Raw genomic sequence first — 21,000 nt, 5'->3', positions numbered from 1 at the left:
CGGGCGGGGAATCGAGGAGGGGGCAGCGTGAGTGCCATGACCGTGTGCGTGCGCCCCGGCTGTGAGGGGTCGTACGAGGACGTCGGCGGCGGACAGCTGTACTGCGACACCTGCGGGCTCGCCCCCGAGACCTCGGGGAGCGGCGCGGGCGGGTCCGCCGTGGTGGTTGGGGCTGCCGTTGGAGGTGGGTCCGCCCTTGGAGGTGGGTCCGCCCTGCCCGCCTGCCAGCGACCCGGCTGCGAGGGGTCGTACGAGGACGTCGGCGGCGGCGAGCTGTACTGCGACACCTGCGGGCTCGCCCCGGTCGTCTCGGTGAACGGCGCGCTGTCGTCACCGCCCACCGGGGTCGCGGGCGGCGGCCGTGGAACCAACGGCAGCTCCTCGCGGAGCAGTTCACGGGCCTCGTCCCGGTCCTCCTCGCGCTCGTCACGGTCCTCGACGTCCCGGCGGTCGGTCTCCGGCCGGCTGTCGCGCTCGCTGTCCGGCGCGACCTCGGGCCGCTCGATCTCGGTGCGCAGCTCCGGCTCCACGGCCTCCTCCTCCGGGCGCAACCGGCTGGGCGCCGGTCTGGTCCTGGTGCCGGACGTGCCGCGCCCCGACCCCCGTTCCGCGGTGATGGAGAACCCCGAGGTCCCCGAGCGGAAGCGGTTCTGCAGCCGCAGCGACTGCGGGGCGCCGGTGGGGCGGGCCCGCGGCGAGCGTCCGGGCCGTACCGAGGGCTTCTGCACCAAGTGCGGCCACCCGTACTCGTTCGTGCCCAAGCTGCGACCGGGCGACATCGTGCACGGGCAGTACGAGGTCGTCGGCTGCCTGGCACACGGCGGCCTGGGGTGGATCTACCTCGCCGTCGACCGGGCCGTGTCCGACCGCTGGGTCGTCCTCAAGGGCCTGCTCGACACCGGCGACCAGGACGCCATGGCCGCCGCGATCTCGGAACGCCGCTTCCTCGCGGAGATCGAGCACTCCAACATCGTCCGCATCTACAACTTCGTCGAACACCTCGACCAGCGCACCGGATCGCTGGACGGGTACATCGTGATGGAGTACGTCGGCGGCAAGTCCCTCAAGGAGATCGCCAACGAGCGGCGCGCGCTGGACGGGAAGCGCGACCCGCTGCCGGTCGAGCAGGCCTGCGCGTACGGCATCGAGGCCCTGGGGGCGCTCGGCCATCTGCACAGCCGCAACCTGCTGTACTGCGACTTCAAGGTCGACAACGCGATCCAGTCCGAGGACCAGCTCAAGCTCATCGACATGGGCGCGGTGCGCAGGATGGACGACGAAGAGTCGGCGATCTACGGCACGGTGGGCTACCAGGCGCCTGAGGTCGCGGAGGTGGGCCCGTCGGTCGCCTCCGATCTGTACACGGTGGCGCGCACGCTGGCGGTCCTGACGTTCGACTTCCAGGGCTACACGAACGTGTTCGTGGACTCCCTGCCCGATCCGGACAACATCGACGTGTTCCGCACGTACGAGTCCTTCTACCGCTTCCTCGTCCGCGCGACGGACCCGGACCCGGCCCGCCGGTTCGCCTCGGCCGAGGAGATGGCGGACCAGCTGACGGGTGTCCTCCGCGAGGTCGTGGCGCTCCAGACGGGCCGGCCCCGGCCCGCGCTGTCGACCCAGTTCGGCCCCGAGCTTCGGGTCACGGACACGGAGCTGTTCGCCGAACTCGACGGCGAGGTCTCGGCCCTGGGCACGCGGACCCCGCCCCGCAGGGCCGCCCTCCGCCGCCGCCCCGTCGGCCCGTCCGGCCCCGCCACCGCACCGGTCGCCGTGCCCGGCGGCCCTGCCGCGGGCTCGCCGCCCGGGTCGTACCCGGGCCCCGGGGTCGCGGGGGCCGTGCCCGGCACCGCCTCCGGCGCCGCGGGCGGCTTCGGCCATCCGGCCGCCGGGCACCCGGGAGCGGGTTCGCTGCCCGCGGGCAGCGTCGGCGCCGGGCAGAACGTGGTCGTCGGCAGCTTCGGTGGCGCAGCCGCGTACCCGGGCGGTGCCGCCACCGGGGCATACGCGCAGGCCGAGGTGGCGGTGGCGCCGGAGCTCGCCGGGCTCGACGCGCGTGCGACCGCGCTCGCGCTGCCGGTGCCCCGGGTCGATCCGAACGATCGGAACGCCGGGTTCCTGACGGGCCTCATGGCGTCCGCCCCCACCGAGCTGATCGCCGCGCTGCACACCGCGCCCGCCACCTCCGTGGAGCTGCGCCTGCGCGAGCTGCGCGCCCGCCTGGAGATGGGCGATCTCCTCGCGGCGACCACCGCGCTGGCCCATCTCGAGACCCAGTACCCGGACGACTGGCGGGTCGTCTGGTACCGCGGCATCGCCTCCCTCGCGACCGGCGACAACGAGACGGCCGCGCTGTCCTTCGACGCGATCTACGACGCCTTCCCCGGCGAGCCCGCGCCGAAGCTGGCGCTCGGTGTGTGCGCCGAGGTGCTGCGCCAGTTGGACAACGCGGCGGAGTACTACCGCCTCGTGTGGGCGACGGACCCGAGCTATGTGAGCGCCGCGTTCGGCCTGGCCCGGGTGCAGCTCGCGGCCGGGGACCGGGTCGGAGCCGTACGAACGCTGGAGTCCGTGCCCGAGGCGTCGATCCACTACACCGCGGCGCGCATCGCCGCGGTCCGGGCGAGGCTGCGCAGGCGCGCCGCGCACGAGCCCCTGATCGACGATCTGACCGCTGCCGCCGGCCAGGTGGAGGCGCTGCGCGGGTTCGGCCTGGACGCGGTCCACCGTGAGCGGCTGTCCACCGAGGTGCTGGGTACGGCACTGGACTGGATACTCTCCGGTAGCCCCGGAGCGCGGCCCGCCGCGACTGTCCTGCTCGGCAGCGAACTGGACGAGCGTGGCCTGCGCTTCGGTCTTGAACGCTCGTTCCGGGTGCTCGCCCGGCTCGCCCAGGAGGGCGAGGAGCGCATCGAACTGGTGGAGCGGGCAAACCGTTTCCGCCCCCGGACGTGGGTGTGAGTGATGGACCGGATGCACCAGCTCTCCGCGTGCCCCAGCTGCGAGGAGCCTCTGGAGTCGGGTGACTTGTTCTGCGGCGCCTGCGGGTACGACCTCTCGGCCGTACCCGAGCCGCCGCAGGACCACCCCACGATCGCGATCGGCACCCTGGTGGGCCGGGGCGAGGCCGTGGCCGCTACGGATGGCGCCGGTGGTGCCGGCACGTCCGCGGTGGCGGGCACGGCCCCGGGGGGCCCGCCGCCCGCCACGACGTCGGTCGCCGCAACGCCGCCCGCCGCCACGGCGGTCCGTCACGACGCCCGCGCCACCGACGTCACCCCCGGAGCCTCCGACGTGTCCGGGGACTGCGCGCCGGCCACGCCGGACCCCCGCACCGCCCAGAGCCCCGCCGCCGCGCCCCCGGCCGGTGCGAAGCTCTGCGTCGCCTGCCGCGCCGGCCATGTCGACACCGACGGCTACTGCGAGAACTGCGGGCATGCCCAGCCCCGCGAGCGCGACCACATGGAGCAGGAGCTCGGCGCGGTGGCCGCGGTCAGCGACCGGGGCCTGCGTCATCACCGTAACGAGGACTCCTTCGCGGTGTCCTCGACGGCGCTGCCCGACGGCTCCCCCGCCGTGATCGCGATCGTCTGCGACGGCGTGTCGTCGGCGACCCGGCCCGACGAGGCGTCCGAGACCGCGGCGCGCTGTGCCAACGAGTCGCTGCTGGAGTCGCTGCCCCGCGGCACACACCCGCAACAGGCCATGCACGAGGCGATCATCGCGGCCGCCGAGGCGGTCAACGCGCTGGCGGCGGAGCCGGCCGGGGCCATGGAGCACGACCCGCACCGCCATCAGAACGCACCGGCGTGCACCCTCGTGGGCGCCGTCGCCGCGGCCGGTCTGCTGGTGGTGGGCTGGGTCGGCGACAGCCGGGCCTACTGGGTGCCCGACGACCGCGACGGACCGCCCGCCCGGCTCACCGAGGACGACTCGTGGGCGGCGCAGATGGTCTCGGCGGGCCTGATGAGCGAGGCCGAGGCGTACGCGGACGAGCGCGCCCACGCCATCACCGGCTGGCTCGGCGCGGACGCGTACGAACTGGAGCCGCACACCGCCGCTTTCAAGCCCGACCGCCCCGGTGTGGTCGTGGTCTGCACGGACGGCCTGTGGAACTACGCGGAGGCCGCGGACGAGATGGCGCAGGTCCTGCCGCGGGACGCGGCCGGACGCCCCCTGGGCGCCGCCCAGGTGCTGGTCGGTCACGCGCTGGACGGCGGCGGCCACGACAACGTAACAGTGGCCGTGCTGCCGTTCGCCGTGCCGCAGCAAGGGGCAGGATCGGCCTGAACAAGGCCTTTGGTCTTTCTGCCTGTTATCTATCTGTTCCGTGGAGGCAAGGAGCCCCCAGGATGGCGAACTTCTCGAAGTCGAACGTGCCCCAATTCTCCGTCGACGTGTACCAGAACGAGTTCCTGCCCGAGGGCGGGCGCGATGTGAACGCGATCGTGACGGTCACCTCCACCGGCGGTGGCACCAGCGGCGGGGTCCCGCTCACGGCGGCGTCCGCCTCTCCCTCGGCCGTCCCGGGGCAGCGCGCCGACGCCGCGGTGGTGCTGATGGTCGACTGTTCGGGCTCGATGGACTACCCGCCGACGAAGATGCGCAACGCGCGCGACGCCACCGCCGCCGCCATCGACACCCTGCGCGACGGCACGGCCTTCGCGGTGGTCGCCGGTACGCACGTGGCCAGTGAGGTCTATCCGGGCGGCGGGCGGCTCGCCACTGCCGGTCCGGCGACCCGGGCGGAGGCCAAGGAGGCGCTGCGCAGGCTGAGCGCGGGCGGTGGCACCGCGATCGGCACCTGGCTGGGGCTCGCCGACCGGCTGTTGCACTCAGCGGACGTCGGCATCCGGCACGGCATCCTGCTCACCGACGGACGCAACGAGCATGAGGAGCCGCAGGACCTGCGGGCCGCCCTGGACGCCTGCGCGGGCCGCTTCACCTGTGACGCCCGCGGTGTCGGCACCGACTGGGAGGTCAAGGAGGTCACCGGTATCGCCTCGGCGCTCCTCGGCAGCGCCGATATCGTCGCCGACCCGTCCCATCTCGCCGCGGACTTCACGCGGATGATGGAGAACGCGATGGGCAAGGAGGTCGCGGACGTGGCGCTGCGGCTCTGGACGCCCGTCGGTGTGGAGATCAAGTTCGTCAAGCAGGTGGCGCCGACCGTCGAGGAGCTGACCGGCCGCCGCACCCAGGCGGGCCCGCGCGCCGGGGACTACCCCACCGGCTCGTGGGGCGACGAGTCCCGCGACTACCACGTGTGTGTGCAGGTCCCGCAGGCGTCCATCGGCCAGGAGATGCTGGCGGCCCGGGTCTCGCTGATCATTCCCGACCCGGCGGGCGGCACTCCGCAGACCCTCTCGCAGGGCCTGGTGCGGGCGGTGTGGACGGACGACATGGCGGCGTCGACCTCGATCAACCCTCAGGTCGCGCACTACACGGGGCAGGCCGAGCTGGCCCAGGCCATCCAGCAGGGCCTGGATGCCCGCAAGTCGGGTGATTTCGACGGAGCAACGGCGAAACTGGGCCGCGCCGTGCAGCTGGCGGCGGCCTCGGGAAACGAGGACACTGCGAAACTGCTTGCGAAGGTGGTCGACATCGTCGACGTGGCGACAGGTACTGTGCGATTGAAGGCGAAGGTCGCGGAGGCGGACGAGATGACACTCGAAACGCGCTCCACGAAGACAGTTCGCGTCAAGAAGTAGCTGAGAAGTAGCCCAGAAGTAGACCGACGTAGACCACAAGCAGGACGTGTCCGCCCGGGGCGGACGGAGGAGAGGGGGAAGCGCCGACATGCCGACCTGCCCGAACGGACACCAGTCGGGTTCCGACGACTGGTGCGAGGTCTGCGGCCATCGCATGGCCGGGGCGGGGGCTCCGGCGGGCGCGGTGCCGCCTCCGCCACCCCCTCCGCCGTCCCCCTCGCCCCCGCCGGGGTACGGATACCCGGGACCCGGCGGCGCGGGCGGACCGGGCAGCCCCGGCCACGGCGCCACGGGCCAGGCCGAGCTGTGCCCGCAGTGCCGTACGCCGCGCGAGGCGATGGCTCCGTTCTGCGAGGAATGCCGCTGGAACTTCCTGACGAACACGGCGACCTCGTACACACCGGTGGCCCCGCCCGGCGCACCGGTGCCCGGGCTGAACCTGCCGCCCGGTTTCCAGGCGCAGCAGCCGCCCCGCCCGCCGGACCCGTACGAGTACCAGGGCTCGCGGCCCTCGCAGATGAACCGCCCCGCCGAGCCGCTGTCCGGCGACCCGTCGGCCGCGCCGCACCCCGCGCAGCCGCAGCCGGGTCCGCCCGCGCCGCCGCAGGCGTTCCAGCAGCCCGGTCCGTCCGGCCCTCCGGGTCCGCCGCCCCCGCCGCAGGCGTTCCAGCAGCCCGGCCCGCCCGGTCCGTCCGGCCCTCCGGGTCCGCCCGCGCCGCCGCAGGCGTTCCAGCAGCCCGGGTTCCCGCAGGCCGTCCCGGCTCCGCCGCAGCAACCGCAGCAGCCCCTGCCCGGTGGGGACGACTGGGTCATCTCGCCGCCCTCGCAGCCGCACGCGCCCCAGCAACCGCAGCAACCGATGCAGCCGGGACCGCCGCAGCCCCAGCAGCAGATGCAGCCCGGACCGCCGCAGCCGCAGTACCAGACCCCCGGGGGCTGGACCGCGGTCATCGCCCCCGACCGTGCGTACTTCATGGCGATGATGCAGCGCAGCGGCCCCGAGGCGGCCGGTCTCAACCTGCCCGCGTACTCCCCCGAGCAGCAGCTCCCGCTCTCCGGGAACCAGGTCACCATCGGCCGGCGCCGCCACTCCACCGGCGAGTCGCCCGACATCGACCTCTCGGTCCCCCCGGAGGACCCGGGCGTCTCGCACCAGCACGCGGTCCTCGTCCAACAGCCCGACGGCACCTGGTCCGTGGTCGACCAGAACTCGACCAACGGCACCACGGTCAACGGCGCCGAGGACCCGATCCAGCCCTACGTCCCCATCCCGCTCAAGGACGGCGACCGGGTGCACGTCGGCGCCTGGACGACGATCACGATTCGTCGCGGCTGACTCCGCCCAGGGGCCAGGCGTACGGCCCTTCGGGGTCGTCCAGCCAGGCCCACTGCCGTCCCCCGCTCAGGGTGACCCCGAAGCGCTCTCGTTCCGGCCGCTCCTCGCGCTGCCAGAGCGAGAGCGCTTCGTGCGGATCCAGGCTGCCCGCGGTCAGGCCGAGCAGGAAGCCGAACAGCTCGCTCCCCCTCGCACGCCTCGACAGCCCTGCCGCGCGCGGTACCGGCGGGCGCGGGGGCGTGCCGCCGCGCAACGGGACGAAGTACGCCGGGGTGTGCAGGAACCGCCCCTCCGCACGGCCCGCGTCGTGCACCCTCAGCACGATCAGCCCGGTGGCGAGCGGGGCGAGGATCCTGCCGCCCGGCCGGCACTGCCGCGGCCAGGCCTGCGGCACGGACGGCAGGGCGCAGGTCGCGATGATCCGGTCGAACGGGGCGCGCGCGGGGCAGCCGCGCGCCCCGTCGGCGGTGATCACGGTGGGCCGGTACCCGGCCGCCGCGAGATGGACCCGGGCGGATTCGGTGATCTCCGGGTCGAGATCGACCGTGGTGACGAGCTCGTCGCCGAGCCGGTGGGCCAGCAGGGCGGCGTTGTAGCCGGTACCGGCGCCGATCTCCAGGACCCGGTGCCCGTCGCGGATCTCCAGCTCGCCCAGCATTCTGGCCATCAGCGAGGGCTGGCTGCTGGAGGACACCAGCTCGCCTTCGCGCACGCGGGTGGCGATCGGCCCGTCCGCGTACGCGCCCCTGAGCCAGCGCTCGCGCCGGTCCGGGTCGGGGTCCCCGGACCAGAGCCGCTCGTAGCCCGTGAAGGTGGGGACGTAGTAGTACGGCACGAACAGATGCCGGGGCACCGCCTCGAACGCCGCCCGCCAGGCCGGGTCGTCCAGCGCACCGGCCTGGGCGATCCGCCGCACCAGCGCCCGCCGCAGCTCGGCGGCGGAGGCCGCGTACGGGTCGCGCACCACGCGTGCGTCCTGGTCTGCACCCATATCTCCACTTTCCTTCGCGGGGGTCGCCGAGGCGAGTAGCCCTAGGCCTCCGGTCTTCGGCCGGGCCGTCTGAGACCATGGCTCTGTGATGCTGTATCCCCGGGGGGCAACCCCCGGACCCCCGGGCGGGACGAGCCCGGGGCGGACCGGGTCGACAATTGCGAGGCTTAATCACGTGAAGGAAATCCCGCGGGGCACGCTTCAGGAGCAGACCTTCTACGAGCAGGTCGGTGGCGAGGAGACCTTCCGGCGCCTGGTCCGGCGTTTCTACGAGGGTGTCGCCGAGGACCCGCTGCTGCGCCCGATGTACCCGGAGGAGGACCTGGGCCCGGCCGAGGAGCGCCTCGTACTCTTCCTCATCCAGTACTGGGGCGGCCCTCGGACCTACAGCGATCATCGCGGGCACCCCCGGCTGCGGATGCGCCACGCACCGTTCACCGTCGACAAGGCCGCGCACGACGCCTGGCTGAAGCACATGCGGGCGGCGGTCGACGAGCTGGGGCTGTCCGAGGACCACGAGCGGCAGCTGTGGAACTACCTCACCTACGCCGCCGCCTCGATGGTGAACACCGCCGGTTAACCGAGCCTCTCCGTCACCCACGCGTGGAAGGCGCCTATGTGGTGCTCGCTGGGCACGAGCACCCCATCACGCCCGGTACGCCCGTGAGTCCATGGCGGGCTGGGTGCGTTCGCAGGCGTCGAAGTCCTGCACGTTGACCCGGTGGAACAACTCAGGCAGGGGTGACGGTCAGCCCGCCGAGCCCCGCCCTGCGCACGGCGATCGAGCCGAACGGCGTACGCAGCCGGAGCCAGCCGCCCGCCGCGAGCAGCGCCGCGCCTCGGACGCCCTCAGGGGTCGGGCGCAGGAAGCCCAGCGACTGTGCGGCGTGCACGGCCCGCAGCGGCAGATCCGTGCCGGCCACGGTCCGGGACCAGATGTCGCGGCCGATCCGGTCGCGCTCGGCCCGGGTGCGCCGCTCGCCCGGCAACGCCTCGTCCCGCCTGCGGAACTCGGCGACCGCGACCGAGACCGCGGCGCGCATCTCGGCCACGCCGGGCAGCCCCGGCAGCTCCCGCCAGCCGCCGCGCGGGGGGAGCAATCCGGCCCACGGCGGCCCGGTGACCGCGGCGGGCACGGCGAGCCCCGCGCCCTCGACGGACTCCAGCAGCTCTCCGGCGGAGACCGTGACATCGAGCTGCACGCCCTCGTCGGACTCCGCCAGCCGGGCCGTACGGATCGCGAGGACCTCGAACGACGGCGGCCTGCCGAACACGGCGAGCGCGCCGCCGCCGGCCTGGAGCCGGACGGCGGCGGCGCGGTCGTAGTGGATCAGCCGGCCGAGGAAGGCGGCGAGGTCCGCCGCCTCCCGGGCATCGGCGAGCCGTAGGGTCTGCACGGGCGCTGTCATGCCGCGAGCGCGTCCTTCACGCCTTCGTCCAGGTACTCCTGGAGGAAGGACTTCTCCTCTGCGCTGATCCGGCGCGGGCGCGCCTTCTCCAGGTCGTAGGGCACGACGACGGTCGAGGCCCGGACGTAGATCTGGTCGGCGTCCTTGATCTCGTACGCGATCGTCAGGGACGCCGCGCCGATCTTCGTCACCCACGACTCGACGGTCACCGGCGCGTGCCGGTGGACCAGCGGCCGTACGTAGTCGATCTCGTGCCGGGCCACGACGGAGCCGCCGGAGAACGACGGGGACCCGTCCCCCGGCGCCAGCCGGAACATGAAGTCGATCCGGGCCTCCTCCAGATAGCGGAGGAAGACCACGTTGTTGACGTGCCCGAAGGCGTCCATGTCCGACCAGCGCAGGGGGCACTGGTAAATATGCCGAGCCACTGACTTCCTCAGCCCCGAGTGAGCTTCTTGTACGTGGCACGGTGCGGACGCGCCGCGTCCGGACCGAGCCGCTCGATCTTGTTCTTCTCGTAGGACTCGAAGTTGCCCTCGAACCAGAACCACTTCGACTCGCCCTCGTACGCCAGGATGTGCGTGGCGACGCGGTCGAGGAACCAGCGGTCGTGGGAGACGACCACAGCCGCGCCGGGGAACTCCAGCAGCGCGTTCTCCAGCGAGGACAGCGTCTCGACGTCGAGGTCGTTGGTCGGCTCGTCGAGGAGCAGCAGGTTGCCGCCCTGCTTGAGGGTGAGCGCGAGGTTCAGACGGTTGCGCTCACCGCCGGAGAGGACCCCGGCCGGCTTCTGCTGGTCCGGCCCCTTGAAGCCGAAGGCGGAGACGTACGCCCGCGAGGGCATCTCGACGTGGCCGACGTTGATGTAGTCCAACTCGTCCGACACGACGGCCCAGAGGGTCTTCTTCGGGTCGATGTTCGACCGGTTCTGGTCGACGTAGGAGATCTTGACGGTGTCGCCGACCTTGATCTGGCCGGAGTCCGGGGCCTCCAGGCCCTGGATCATCTTGAAGAGCGTCGTCTTGCCGGCGCCGTTCGGGCCGATGATGCCGACGATGCCGTTGCGCGGGAGAGTGAAGGACAGGTCGTCGATGAGGACCTTCTCACCGAAGGCCTTCGAGAGGTTCTCGACCTCCACGACGATGCTGCCCAGGCGGGGGCCCGGCGGGATCTGGATCTCCTCGAAGTCCAGCTTCCGCATCTTGTCGGCCTCGGCCGCCATCTCCTCGTAGCGAGCGAGACGGGCCTTGGACTTGGCCTGACGGCCCTTGGCGTTGGAGCGGACCCACTCGAGCTCTTCCTTGAGCCGCTTCTGCCGCTTCTCGTCCTTCTTGCCCTCGACCTTGAGGCGGGTGGCCTTCTTCTCCAGGTAGGTGGAGTAGTTGCCCTCGTAGGGGTGGGCGCGGCCGCGGTCGAGCTCGAGGATCCACTCCGCGACGTTGTCCAGGAAGTACCGGTCGTGGGTGACGGCCACGACGGCGCCCTTGTACTGGGCGAGGTGCTGCTCCAGCCAGTTCACGGACTCGGCGTCGAGGTGGTTGGTGGGCTCGTCGAGGAGCAGCAGGTCGGGGGCCTCCAGCAGCAGCTTGCAGAGGGCGACGCGGCGCTTCTCGCCACCGGAGAGGGTGGTGACCGGCCAGTCGCCGGGCGGGCAGCCCAGCGCGTCCATGGCCTGCTCCAGCTGGGCGTCGAGGTCCCAGGCGTTGGCGTGGTCCAGGTCCTCCTGGAGCTTGCCCATCTCCTCCATCAGCTCGTCGGTGTAGTTCGTCGCCATTTCCTCGGCGATCGCGTTGAACCGGTCGAGCTTGCCCTTGATCTCCGCGACGCCGTTCTGGACGTTCTCCAGGACGGTCTTGGACTCGTCGAGCTTCGGCTCCTGCATGAGGATGCCGACGCTGTAGCCGGGCGAGATGAAGGCGTCGCCGTTGGAGGGCTGCTCAAGGCCCGCCATGATCTTGAGAACGGTGGACTTACCGGCACCGTTCGGGCCGACCACACCGATCTTCGCACCGGGCAGGAAGTTCAAGGTGACGTCATCGAGGATCACCTTGTCGCCGTGCGCCTTGCGCGTCTTGCGCATGGTGTAGATGTACTCAGCCAAGAGAAACCGTCCGGCAATGTGGGAGTGGGCAGTGGGCAGATACACCCCATCTTGCCTGACCGCCACCCCAGGAACGAAACCAGTTAGTCGAGGCCTGCCTGACCAGCTCTTTCGGGCCTCTCCCTGGCCACGGACAGGCCCGGGCCGGAGGCGGCGGGGCGGCATGGGAAGCTCTTCCCGTGATCGATTCCAGCGATAGCGCTCCCCAGCAGAAACGCCCGCGCCGCCTGAGCCCCCTCGCCAAGGCCCTCGTCGCATCGGGTCTCGGCTTCCTCGCGGGCGCGATCGTGCTCGCCGCGTACTACGTGTACTTCTGGGACTCGCTGTCCTACTAGCAGGGCGAGCCACCCGTCCGGCCCTGTAGCAGGGCGAGCCACCCGTCCGGCCCTGTCGGGCTGTGCACCGGCGGCGGTCGCGTGAGGCTGGAGGGGTCCCACCCTCCAGGAGCGTGATTTCCGTGGCCCGGAACCGCCGTCTGATCCTGAGCTCGCCCCCCGAGGTCTGGCGCCTGCTGTCCGATGGCCACCGCTACGGGGAGTGGGTGACGGGAACCCAGCAGGTCCTTGAGGCGGACCCGCACTGGCCGGACGTGGGCGCCCGGCTGAGGGTGCGGGTCGGCGCCGGTCCCCTGACGCTCGACGACACCGTTGTCGTACGGATCTGCGAACCGCAGCGCCGCCTGGAGCTGGAGGCGAAGGCGGAACCCTTCGGCGCGGCCCGCATCGCCATGAACCTGATCCCCTGGGGCGGGAGCACCCTGTTCGTCCTCGACTGGCACCCCCTCCGGGGGCCCGGCACCCGGATGCACGGACTCCCCGTGGACTACATCGTCGCGATCCGCAACGGCATGATGCTGACGAAGCTGGCCCGGATCGCGGTGCGCGAGCACGACGAGAGCGCGTAGCGACCCGGAATGGCCTTGCCGCGCGTCCTGCGGTGAGACAGCGGGAGGGCACCGCTCCGTGGGGCAGCGGCGAGGCTGCGACGGGGTGGCGGTGCCCTCCTTGCCCGGTGTGCTCCCCTACTCCTCCGAGGAGGGGCCCTGCTTCCTGCGGACGAAGAAGACCGCGCCGCCGCCGACCAGGACGAAGGCGATGGCTATACCGGCGATCATCGGGGTCGTGCTGGAGGCACCCGTCTCGGCGAGATTCGTGTCGGAGGTGCCGCCCGCCGCGCCGCCGGCCGAGGCCGGGGCGAGCTGGGAGACGGGCCCGTCGGGGGACGGCCCCGCGTTGCCGGTGGTCTTGCAGTCCAGTACGCCCTTGAAGCTCTTGCTGAAGCCTCCGGGGCCGGTGATCGTGAAGTCGTACGCCTGGTCCTCCGGGACCGGGACGGTGATCGTGCGGGACTCACCGGCGGCGATGGAGTGCTCAAAGCCCATCAGCTCGAAGCGGAACGCCTCGTCGCCGGTGTTGGTGGCGGTGATGTCGACGCCGCCCTTGGCGCAGTTCTTCTTCGCCGAGAGCGCGGGGATCGGACCGGCCGTGGCCCAGGTGGCGGTGGCGGTCGCGGAGACCGTGGACCGGCTGGACCCGGCCAGGATCTGGGTCTGGCTCTTGGTCACCCCGGCGAACGCCCGGCCGACCGGCACGGAGGTGGTCGCCTGCACGGTGAGCTCCGCCGAGCCGTCGGTGGCCTCGGAGGGTATGTCGAAGTACAGCTCGCTGCCGTTGACCGCGGCGGTGACCGGCAGGCCGTCCTTGCCCGTCACCTTGATGCCGCTGGCGGCGGCGTCGGCGGGCGGGGTGATCGTGACCTGGTCCGCGTCGGTGCGGACCGTGACCGGTCCGAGCCGCCCTCCGGCCTTTCCGGAGACGGCGCTCGGCTCCAGGCTGAGGGAGGCGTGGGGCTCCCCGACGTTCTTGGCCTTCTTCTCCAGCCAGTCGGCGAGCTTCTCCGCCGCCGGGTCGAGGGCCTCGACCCGGGCACCGTCCGAGTAGCGCCAGATGGCGACCTGGGTGCCGGCGGCGGCGGTCCGCTCGGTGAGCGGCCCCGTGCCGGCCTTGTCGGCGAGCCCCGTGAGGTCGTCGACCTGGGGATAGGAGTGCTGAAGGATCCAGCGGATCTTGCCGGCGTTCTTGTTGCTGCCGAGCGAGGTCTGCGCCCAGGGGGTTTCCAGGTACTTGGCCTGCTCCTGGGTGGGGTTGTGAATGTCGATGCAGTACGTCTTGAGCCTGCCACCGCCGTCGACGGTCATCTCGAAGAGACCGGCCGGCAGCTCATGGTTCCGGCCGCCGTCGCGCAGGACCGCGCGGTCGAAGGTGGTCAGTCCGTCGAGGGTGGCGACGGCGCCGCCCTGGTGCCGGGGGGCATCGTCGGCGACAGCCGGTCCCGCCCCGACCATCGAACCCGCCGCGAACAGCCCCGACACCAGGGCGGCCACGGCGAGACGGACGGATCCCCGCCCACGTACCGAGAACGCAGAAAACACAGAATTCCCCTCCGGGCGAGGCCCATTCGCGTGGGACGCGTGTGGGGGGTGCCTCGCCTGCAGACTCAAGTGCCCCGTGAATACTGGGGAATCCTAGGTACACGTGATGCGACCTGATCCCCCGTCATGCCATCAGATAACCATTCCGAATCGGAATTGTTATCGCGGCCTCCGCGTCCCCTCCCAGAGAATCGACAAATCTCCACAAGTGCAGGTCAGGGAGCGGGAACAGGGACGGGAGCGGAAACGGAAGCCGCAGCGGGCACCGCCGGGGCCTGGTCCGGGGACGGCGCCAGGGCCGGGTCCGGGGACGGCACCGGGTCCGGAACGGCGGTGGTGGGGCCGGGGGCCTGCCTCACCTCCCCCTTCGCCATACGCCGGAACGCGGACGTACCCCGCGCCAGATCGTGACCGACCGCCACCGCGTCGATGTCGACGAACGTCCTGCGCTGCCCGTCCCGCTCCTCCTCCCGCACCTTCAACCGGCCGTGCACCACCAGCGGTTCGCCGACGGACACCGAGGCCGCCAGGTTCAGCCCCAGCGTCCGCCACGCCCACACCGTGTAGAAGCTGGTGCTCCCGTCCGCCCAGACCTCCCGCTGCCGGTCCCAGCGGCGCCCGGTGACCGCGAACCGGAACCGGGCCACTCCCCCGGTCGCGGACTCCCGGTACTCCACGCTGGTCGCGACATTGCCCACCACGGTCACCATCGTGTCGTTCGACATGAGATCCCTCCCCGTCCGCGGCCGGACCGTCCGGTCGCGCTGACAGATCTCATGCTGGACCGGGGCCAGGAATCCCGCCGAGGCCTGTGGAAGCAGCCCCGCCTGTGGACAACTCCGCCACCCTTACGAGGGCGGAGCCTCCCCACGTACACATACAAACAGATACAGAACCGGTCAACGCCTCGCCACCGTCGTGTACTGCTCCCGCACCTCCCGGTAGCGCATCAGCTCCGCAGCGACCGGATCGAGCACCATCGCCCGGCCGCACTCCGCCGCCGCCTCCCTCAGGGACCGTTCCGCGTCCTGCCCGTACCGCCGCGCCGGCCCCTTCGCGGCCGCCGCGCACGCCCATTCCACGAGCGGCCCGCCGATGATCCCGCCCACCATCACCAGCACCGGCGGCAGCAGCCCCGGCTCCACGACCCCGACGATCTGCCCCACCAGCCACAGCCCGCCGAAGATCTGCAGCAGCGTCATGGAGACCTGCGCCAGCACGGCCGCCGGCCACCACGCGGGCCGCGGCGGACGGGCCTTCGGCGTACCCAGCTCGACCGCGAGTTCGTCCAGCGCCTCGGGCAGCCCGGCCGCCCCTCGCACCGCCGCCTCGCGCACCGCCTGCGCCCAGGGCGCGGGCAGCCCGTGGGCCGCCTCGTCCGCGACCGTGCGTACGGCCTGTTCGACCCGCTGCCGGGCCGTGAGCTCCTCCTCCGCCGGCTGCGGGGTCTGCGGCAGGCTGCCCCCGTCACGGACGCGCTCGTACCAGCGCCACAGCCGCAGCCAGGGCGTTCCACAGGCACGGCCCGCGTTCCTGCGCCACTGGCGTTCGGCCTCCTCACCGACCGCCGCCGCCCCGACCGCGCCCGCGAGCCGGGCGCCGAAGTCCGCACGGGCCCGTTCGCCGAGCCCGGAGCGTCCGTAGGCGACGTACTCCGAACGCAGCCGCCGCGCGGCCGCGTCGACGTCGGCGGAGATCCGGCGGTGCGCCGCCGTCCGCTCCTGGACGAACCGTCCCAGCAGTTCGCGCAGCTCGCCCACGTTCTCTCCGGTGAGTGCGGACAGCGCGAGGACGGTGGCGCCCGGTTCGCCGTGTTCGCCGAGCGCCATGCCGTCCTCGTCGAGCAGCCTGCGCAGATCGTCGAGTACGAGGTCGGCGGCGTCGCCGGGCAGCCGGTCGATCTGGTTGAGCACGACGAAGGTGACCTCGGCGTGCCCGGCCAACGGCCGCAGATAGCGCTCGTGCAGGGCGGCGTCGGCGTACTTCTCCGGGTCGACGACCCAGACGACCGCGTCGACCAGGGCGAGTACCCGGTCCACCTGTTGACGGTGCACGGTCAGGGCGGAATCGTGATCGGGCAGGTCCACCAGGACGAGCCCCTGGAGCGCCTCGTCCCCCGTACCGCCCGCCAGCGGCCTGCGGCGCAGCCGCCCCGGGATCGCGAGCCGGTCGAGCAGCCCGGCCGCGCCCTCGGACCAGCTCAGCGAGATCGGCGCCGATGTGGTGGGACGGCGCAGCCCGGTCTCCGAAATGGGCACTCCGGCCAGCGCGTTGAACAGCGTCGACTTGCCGCTGCCCGTGGCGCCCGCGATGGCGACGACGGTGTGCTGCGCCGACAGCTGCTGCCGCGCCGCGGCCTCGTCGAGCACCCGCCCCGCCTCGGCCAGGGCCTTGCCGTCGAGCCGGGTACGGGAGAGGCCGACGAGTTCGCGCAGCGCGTCGAGGCGGGCGCGCAGCGGGCCGTCGTACGGCCCTCCGATGGGTACGTGCGGCTCGTCGGAGCCGGCGGCGTCCGCCGCGGCCGCGTCCTCGTCCCCGTGGGCGTCGGCTCCGGCGGCGCGGCGGGCGATGAGCCCGTCGTCCCAGTGCCGCTCGCCGGTGCCTCCTTCCCCGGCCCCCTCCTCGGCCTCTGCTCCGCCCTCTGCTCCGGCCCCTGCCTCGACCCCCGCTCGGCCCCCTCCTTCCGACCGGCCCCCTCTTTCCGGCCGCCCCTCCCCTTTCGACCGGCCCTCTCTTTCCGACCGCCCCTCCCCTTTCGACCGGCCCTCTCTTTCCGACCGCCCCTCCCCTTTCGACCGGCCCTCTCTTTCCGACCGGCCCTCTCTTTCCGACCGGTTCTCGGAACGGTCCTCGGTCTGCCCGGCGACAGCAGCCACCCGGTCACCTCTCCTTCTGCAGTACGGACAGCGCCGCGATCAGCTCTGCCTGCGGCTCCGGGTGCACATCGAGCGCGTCGAGCGGCGCGAGCCGCCGCTCGCGCTCCTCCCTCAGGACGCGCCCGATGCACGAGGACATCAACTCGCCGCCCCGGTCGCGCAGCCGCAGCGCGCCCTGGGCGCCCATCCGTTCGGCCAGCCCGTCCCCGGCGAGGCGGGCCCGCCGGCCGCCGAGCAGCGAGGCGGCGAGCAGCGCGGCGACGGTCTCGGGGTCGGGCGCGACGGAACGTTCCATGTCGCGTACCTCTTCCTCGGCGAGCTCCTCCAGCTCCCGCCGCCAGCGGCGTACGGCCATCCCGATGCGCTCGCCGGACTCCCCGTCGGCCGACGTGGACCCGCCGCCGACCGCCCCCGAGGCCGGCTCGCGCCGCCACGCCTCCTGGAGCCGCTCGTCGGCGGCGGCCACGGCGCACTGGAGCAGCTCGGCCAGGCTCTCGGCGAGCGCGTCGAGGAGCTCGGTGGCCGAGCTGTCGCGGGGATATCCGCGCCAGCGTGTACGCGCGTCGCCCGCGAGCACCGCGCCGCGCCCCACCAGCTTGCGCAGCCGCTCCGCCTCCAGCGCGTACGCCTCCTCGACCGCGCCGGTCAGGCGTACGGCGGCGGCGTACTGCGCGGCGACGGCTCCCGCCAGTTCGGGCATGCGCGCGTTGAGCGAGTCGATGACGCCTGCGGCGGTCCGTACGACGGTCTGCTGGCGCGCGGCCGGATCGAACGCCCGGTGCGCCAGCCAGTCCCGCAGCGCGGCGACGGCGCTGTCCGGCAGCAACCCGCTCCCGCCGCCCGCCGATTCGGGCAGCTCGGGGATGGTGAACCTCGGCACGGCCCCGAGCCCGGCCTTCGTGAGCAGCGCCGCGTACTGACGCGACACCTCCGTGATCACCTGGTGCGGCACCCGGTCGAGCACGGTCACGAGCGTGGCGTCGTACTCCTTCGCCGTGCGCAGCAGATGCCAGGGGACGGCGTCCGCGTACCGGGAGGCGGTGGTGACCATCACCCAGACATCGGCCGCACAGATCAACTCGGCGGCCAGGACCCGGTTCTCGACGACGAGCGAGTCGATGTCGGGGGCGTCGAGCAGCGCGAGCCCGCGCGGCAGTGACCCGGCGGTCTCGATCCGCAGCGTGTTCTCCTCGACGGGCCCGCGCTCGCCGCCGACGGTGTCCTCCTGCTGCGGCAGCCATACTCGCGTGAGGTTCGGCAACACCCGCATCCCCGCGAACCAGTGGTGGTCCTCGGGGTGGCAGACGAGCACGGGCGTGCGGGTCGTGGGCCTGAGCACCCCGGCCTCGCTGACCCGGCGTCCCACGAGCGAGTTGACGAGCGTCGACTTCCCGGCCCCGGTCGATCCGCCGACCACCACGAGCAGCGGCGCTTCGGGCTCTTTCAGGCGGGGCAGCAAATAGTCATCCAGCTGTGCGAGCAGCTCGGCTCTCGTCCGCCGTGCGCGCGGCGCGCCGGGAAGGGGGAGTGGGAGGCGCACGGCGGCGACACAGTCGCGCAGGGCGGAGAGTGCGTCGATCAGCTGAGGCCGAGCTTCCATGGTCACCACATGCGAAGAATGCCCAATTTTCGTGCCTTTTTGAAGCGTATAAACGTCTCTGCGCGCCGATAAGACAGACGGGATAGACGGGACGAGTGGGGCGCAGGCATAACGAGTGCACAACACCCGGTGCGTGAGGTGAAAAAAGCGCTGCGAGAATCGCACCCACCTGCGATTATCGGTTCGCTTCACTGAACCTCCACATCGTGCCACGCAGGTGAAGCGCCCGGGCCAAGGCGATCGGAGCCCTATCCTTGTCCGGGCAAGGTCACGGACGACCCACCAGGGGCTCCAGGCCACCGAGGCCCCATCCGGCCCCCGTAGCTCAGTGGATAGAGCAGGCGCCTTCTAAGCGCTTGGCCGCAGGTTCGAGTCCTGCCGGGGGCGCCACTTTCCGCCCTCCCTCCGGGAGGGCGTTTTCGCTGGTCAGAACGTGTTCGGGTGCTCGCCGTCGGCGGGACGGCACACTGGATCCGAGGTTTCCGGGCGAGCTCCTCGACGAGGCCATGGTCGCGGTCACGGCGCGAGGGGTCCCGGTCGTGTCCGGGCTCGCGTACCGCGCCCCTGGGGTCCTCCCCTGCTGAGCGCTGCCGGCGGACGGGCGCGGGGTGCGGTGCCTCCCGGCGGCCGGTGCGGCGCGCGGCGCCCGGGCGGTGCTCGGCCCCGCCCACCGCCTAGCGTGGATCCATACGAAAGCCATCGCCTCGGATGCCGACCGACGGGCAGGTGATGTCATGACGAACCGCATCTACGACGCCATCGTGGTGGGGGCACGCTGCGCCGGGGCGCCGACCGCGATGCTCCTGGCCCGCCGGGGCCACCGGGTGCTCCTCGTCGACCGGGCGACGTTCCCGAGCGACACGGTTTCCACGCATCTCATTCACCCGCCCGGCCTCGCCGCACTGGACAGCTGGGGACTGCTCGCCCCGGTGGTCGCGAGCGGCTGTCCGCCGATCGACACGTACTCCTTCGACTTCGGGCCCTTCACCATCGAGGGGTCTCCCGCCGGCGCCGGGTTCCCGGCCTCGTACGCCCCGCGCCGTACGGTCCTGGACAAGATCCTCGTCGACGCGGCGGAGGAGTCCGGCGCGGAGGTGCGCCCGGCGTTCACCGTCGAGGGCCTCGTGATCGAGGGCGACACCGTGACGGGGATCAGGGGCCACGGGGCCGACGGGCACGGCGTCACGGAGTACGCCCGCGTCGTCGTCGGCGCGGACGGGGCCCACTCCCTCGTCGCGAAGGCCGTCGGCGCCGTCCGGTACGCCGAGAAGCCGAAGCTCCAGTGCAGCTACTACTCCTACTGGACCGGGCTGCCGATGAACCGCCGGTTCGAGACCTACATCCGGCCGGACCGGGCCTTCGCCGCATGGCCCACCAACGACGACCGGACCGTGGTCATCTGCGGGCTGCCGATGCGCGACTTCAAGGCCAACCGGTCGGACGTCGAAGCCGGCTACCTGGCCACCATGGCGCTGGTTCCGTCCTTCGCCGAACGGGCCGCGGCGGCCACACGCGTGGAACGACTCGTCGGCACGGCGGTCCCCAACTTCTTCCGCAGACCGTACGGCCCCGGCTGGGCGCTGGTCGGTGACGCCGGATACCTCAAGGACTTCATCACCGCCCAGGGCATCCAGGACGCCTTCCGCGACGCGGAACTGTGTGCGCACGCGCTCGACCGGACCTTCACCGGCGGGCAGACGTTCGACGCGGCGATGAAGGACTACCAGGAGAGCAGGGACCGGCAGGTCATGCCGATGTACGAGTTCACCGCCCAGCTCGCCGCACTGGACCCACCGCCGCCGGAGCTGCGGCGGCTGCTCGGCGCGGTGTCACGCAGCCGTCCGGCCCAGGACGGGTTCGCCAGGGTGGCGGCGGGGGTCACCTCGCCCGCGGAGTTCTTCGCGCACGACAGCCTCGAACGCCTCCTGGCGTAGAGGCGATCCAGCCGTCTTCGTCAGGAGAGGCCGTCAGGAGAGGCCGCCTACCTCGGGCGCGAGCAGTGTCAGGGCCTCTTCCCAGTCGAAGTGCGGGGCGCCGCTGTCCGGCGCGGGACGGTGAGGTTCGTGCGAGCCGATCAGGACACCCATCTCGCGCAGCCGGTGCAGGCTCTCGCGGTACGCGGGGTGCGCGGCCTGTGCCGCGTTCAGGCAGGGGAGGGCGGCCGTCGGGATGCCGGAGCCGTAGGCCTCGCACAGGATGCCCAGAGCGAGGGTGTCGGAGATGCCGGCCGCCCACTTGTTGATCGTGTTGAAGGTGGCCGGGGCGACCGCTATCGCGTCGGCCGGCGGCAGGGGGCGCGGGTCGCCGGGACGGCGCCAGGCCGAGCGGATCGGGTAGCCGGTGCGGGTCTCGACGGCGGTGCGGTCGATGAAGCCGAGGGCCTGCGGGGTGGCGACGACGCCGACGTCCCAGTGCTGTTCCTGCGCGGCGGTGATGAGCTTGCCGACGTCCCCGGCGATTCCGGCCGCGCAGACGACGACGTACAGGAACGGCTTCTTCGGCCGGTCGGACATGCGGGAAACCCCCGACTCGAGAGCGATGTGGA

17 protein-coding genes, 1 tRNA gene and 1 pseudogene are annotated in these 21,000 nt (G+C 72.4%); 9 read left to right on the top strand and 10 right to left on the bottom strand.

The window, feature by feature from the left end; all coding sequences use genetic code 11:
• The first annotated feature begins 36 nt into the window (after nt 1–36).
• The 4 genes from ABT342_RS04205 (at nt 37) to ABT342_RS04190 (ending at nt 7,047) form a co-directional block, all read left to right on the top strand.
• Nucleotides 37–2,961: a tetratricopeptide repeat protein gene (locus ABT342_RS04205; RefSeq protein WP_351567291.1), complete on the top strand. Its 2,925-nt coding sequence runs from the start codon at nt 37–39 to the stop codon at nt 2,959–2,961.
• A 3-nt stretch (nt 2,962–2,964) separates the two neighbouring features.
• Nucleotides 2,965–4,290: a PP2C family protein-serine/threonine phosphatase gene (locus ABT342_RS04200; protein WP_351566724.1), complete on the top strand. Its 1,326-nt coding sequence runs from the start codon at nt 2,965–2,967 to the stop codon at nt 4,288–4,290.
• A gap of 62 nt (nt 4,291–4,352) precedes the next feature.
• A complete protein-coding gene (locus tag ABT342_RS04195) occupies nt 4,353–5,711 on the top strand; it encodes a vWA domain-containing protein (protein WP_351566721.1) in 1,359 nt (452 codons plus the stop codon).
• An 88-nt stretch (nt 5,712–5,799) separates the two neighbouring features.
• Complete coding sequence (locus tag ABT342_RS04190) at nt 5,800–7,047, top strand: FHA domain-containing protein (protein WP_351566719.1); 1,248 nt, start codon at nt 5,800–5,802, stop codon at nt 7,045–7,047.
• Here ABT342_RS04190 and ABT342_RS04185 read toward each other — a convergent pair.
• Entirely contained in the window at nt 7,028–8,038 is a 1,011-nt protein-coding gene (locus ABT342_RS04185) for a methyltransferase domain-containing protein (RefSeq protein WP_351566716.1), read from the bottom strand. The genes ABT342_RS04190 and ABT342_RS04185 overlap by 20 nt on opposite strands.
• A gap of 175 nt (nt 8,039–8,213) precedes the next feature.
• Here ABT342_RS04185 and ABT342_RS04180 point away from each other — a divergent pair, with 175 nt between their 5' ends.
• A complete protein-coding gene (locus tag ABT342_RS04180) occupies nt 8,214–8,618 on the top strand; it encodes a globin (protein ID WP_351566713.1) in 405 nt (134 codons plus the stop codon).
• Here the strand turns inward: ABT342_RS04180 and ABT342_RS04175 are convergent.
• The 4 genes and pseudogenes from ABT342_RS04175 to ettA form a co-directional block, all read right to left on the bottom strand.
• Nucleotides 8,615–8,771: pseudogene (locus tag ABT342_RS04175) on the bottom strand (SRPBCC family protein); the annotation flags it as partial. The gene ABT342_RS04180 and the pseudogene ABT342_RS04175 overlap by 4 nt on opposite strands.
• Nucleotides 8,770–9,447, bottom strand: a complete 678-nt coding sequence (locus ABT342_RS04170; RefSeq protein WP_351566710.1) for a DUF8010 domain-containing protein — start codon at nt 9,445–9,447, stop codon at nt 8,770–8,772. The gene ABT342_RS04170 and the pseudogene ABT342_RS04175, both read right to left, overlap by 2 nt.
• Nucleotides 9,444–9,875: an acyl-CoA thioesterase gene (locus ABT342_RS04165; protein WP_351566707.1), complete on the bottom strand. Its 432-nt coding sequence runs from the start codon at nt 9,873–9,875 to the stop codon at nt 9,444–9,446. Before ABT342_RS04165 ends, ABT342_RS04170 begins: the two co-directional genes overlap by 4 nt.
• Before the next feature lie 8 nt (nt 9,876–9,883).
• On the bottom strand, nt 9,884–11,548 hold the full coding sequence (gene ettA / locus ABT342_RS04160; protein WP_351566704.1) for an energy-dependent translational throttle protein EttA: 1,665 nt from the start codon (nt 11,546–11,548) through the stop codon (nt 9,884–9,886).
• Between the two features lie 179 nt (nt 11,549–11,727).
• Here ettA and ABT342_RS04155 point away from each other — a divergent pair, with 179 nt between their 5' ends.
• Nucleotides 11,728–11,883 (top strand): hypothetical protein, encoded by a 156-nt coding sequence (locus tag ABT342_RS04155; protein ID WP_351566702.1) that lies wholly within the window; start codon nt 11,728–11,730, stop codon nt 11,881–11,883.
• A 122-nt stretch (nt 11,884–12,005) separates the two neighbouring features.
• Nucleotides 12,006–12,452, top strand: coding sequence for an SRPBCC family protein (locus ABT342_RS04150; protein ID WP_351566700.1), 447 nt, complete (start codon nt 12,006–12,008; stop codon nt 12,450–12,452).
• 117 nt (nt 12,453–12,569) lie between these two features.
• Here ABT342_RS04150 and ABT342_RS04145 read toward each other — a convergent pair whose 3' ends face one another.
• The 4 genes from ABT342_RS04145 to ABT342_RS04130 all read right to left on the bottom strand — a co-directional run bounded on the left by ABT342_RS04145 (nt 12,570) and on the right by ABT342_RS04130 (nt 18,455).
• Nucleotides 12,570–13,979: a Cys-Gln thioester bond-forming surface protein gene (locus ABT342_RS04145; RefSeq protein WP_351566697.1), complete on the bottom strand. Its 1,410-nt coding sequence runs from the start codon at nt 13,977–13,979 to the stop codon at nt 12,570–12,572.
• A gap of 215 nt (nt 13,980–14,194) precedes the next feature.
• Complete coding sequence (locus ABT342_RS04140; protein WP_351566694.1) at nt 14,195–14,704, bottom strand: single-stranded DNA-binding protein; 510 nt, start codon at nt 14,702–14,704, stop codon at nt 14,195–14,197.
• A gap of 174 nt (nt 14,705–14,878) precedes the next feature.
• The gene (locus ABT342_RS04135; protein WP_502965453.1) at nt 14,879–16,855 is read right to left on the bottom strand and encodes a YfjP family GTPase; all 1,977 of its coding nucleotides are present in this window, start codon (nt 16,853–16,855) and stop codon (nt 14,879–14,881) included.
• A gap of 4 nt (nt 16,856–16,859) precedes the next feature.
• Complete coding sequence (locus ABT342_RS04130) at nt 16,860–18,455, bottom strand: dynamin family protein (protein ID WP_351566691.1); 1,596 nt, start codon at nt 18,453–18,455, stop codon at nt 16,860–16,862.
• 314 nt (nt 18,456–18,769) lie between these two features.
• On the opposite strand from ABT342_RS04130, the gene ABT342_RS04125 reads away from it, so the two are divergent.
• Together ABT342_RS04125 and ABT342_RS04120 are read left to right on the top strand one after the other, a co-directional pair.
• A tRNA-Arg gene (locus tag ABT342_RS04125) sits at nt 18,770–18,845 on the top strand.
• A gap of 344 nt (nt 18,846–19,189) precedes the next feature.
• Nucleotides 19,190–20,389: an NAD(P)/FAD-dependent oxidoreductase gene (locus ABT342_RS04120; protein WP_351566689.1), complete on the top strand. Its 1,200-nt coding sequence runs from the start codon at nt 19,190–19,192 to the stop codon at nt 20,387–20,389.
• Nucleotides 20,390–20,422: 33 nt separating this feature from the next.
• Here the strand turns inward: ABT342_RS04120 and ABT342_RS04115 are convergent, their stop codons facing one another.
• On the bottom strand, nt 20,423–20,968 hold the full coding sequence (locus ABT342_RS04115) for a flavoprotein (RefSeq protein WP_351566686.1): 546 nt from the start codon (nt 20,966–20,968) through the stop codon (nt 20,423–20,425).
• Nucleotides 20,969–21,000: the final 32 nt, after the last annotated feature.

The sequence above is a fragment of the Streptomyces sp. NPDC000410 genome, assembly GCF_040300305.1.
Lineage (GTDB): Bacteria > Actinomycetota > Actinomycetes > Streptomycetales > Streptomycetaceae > Streptomyces.
Note: the sequence above shows the minus strand (reverse complement) of the source record. Positions and strands in the feature narration are given on the sequence as shown.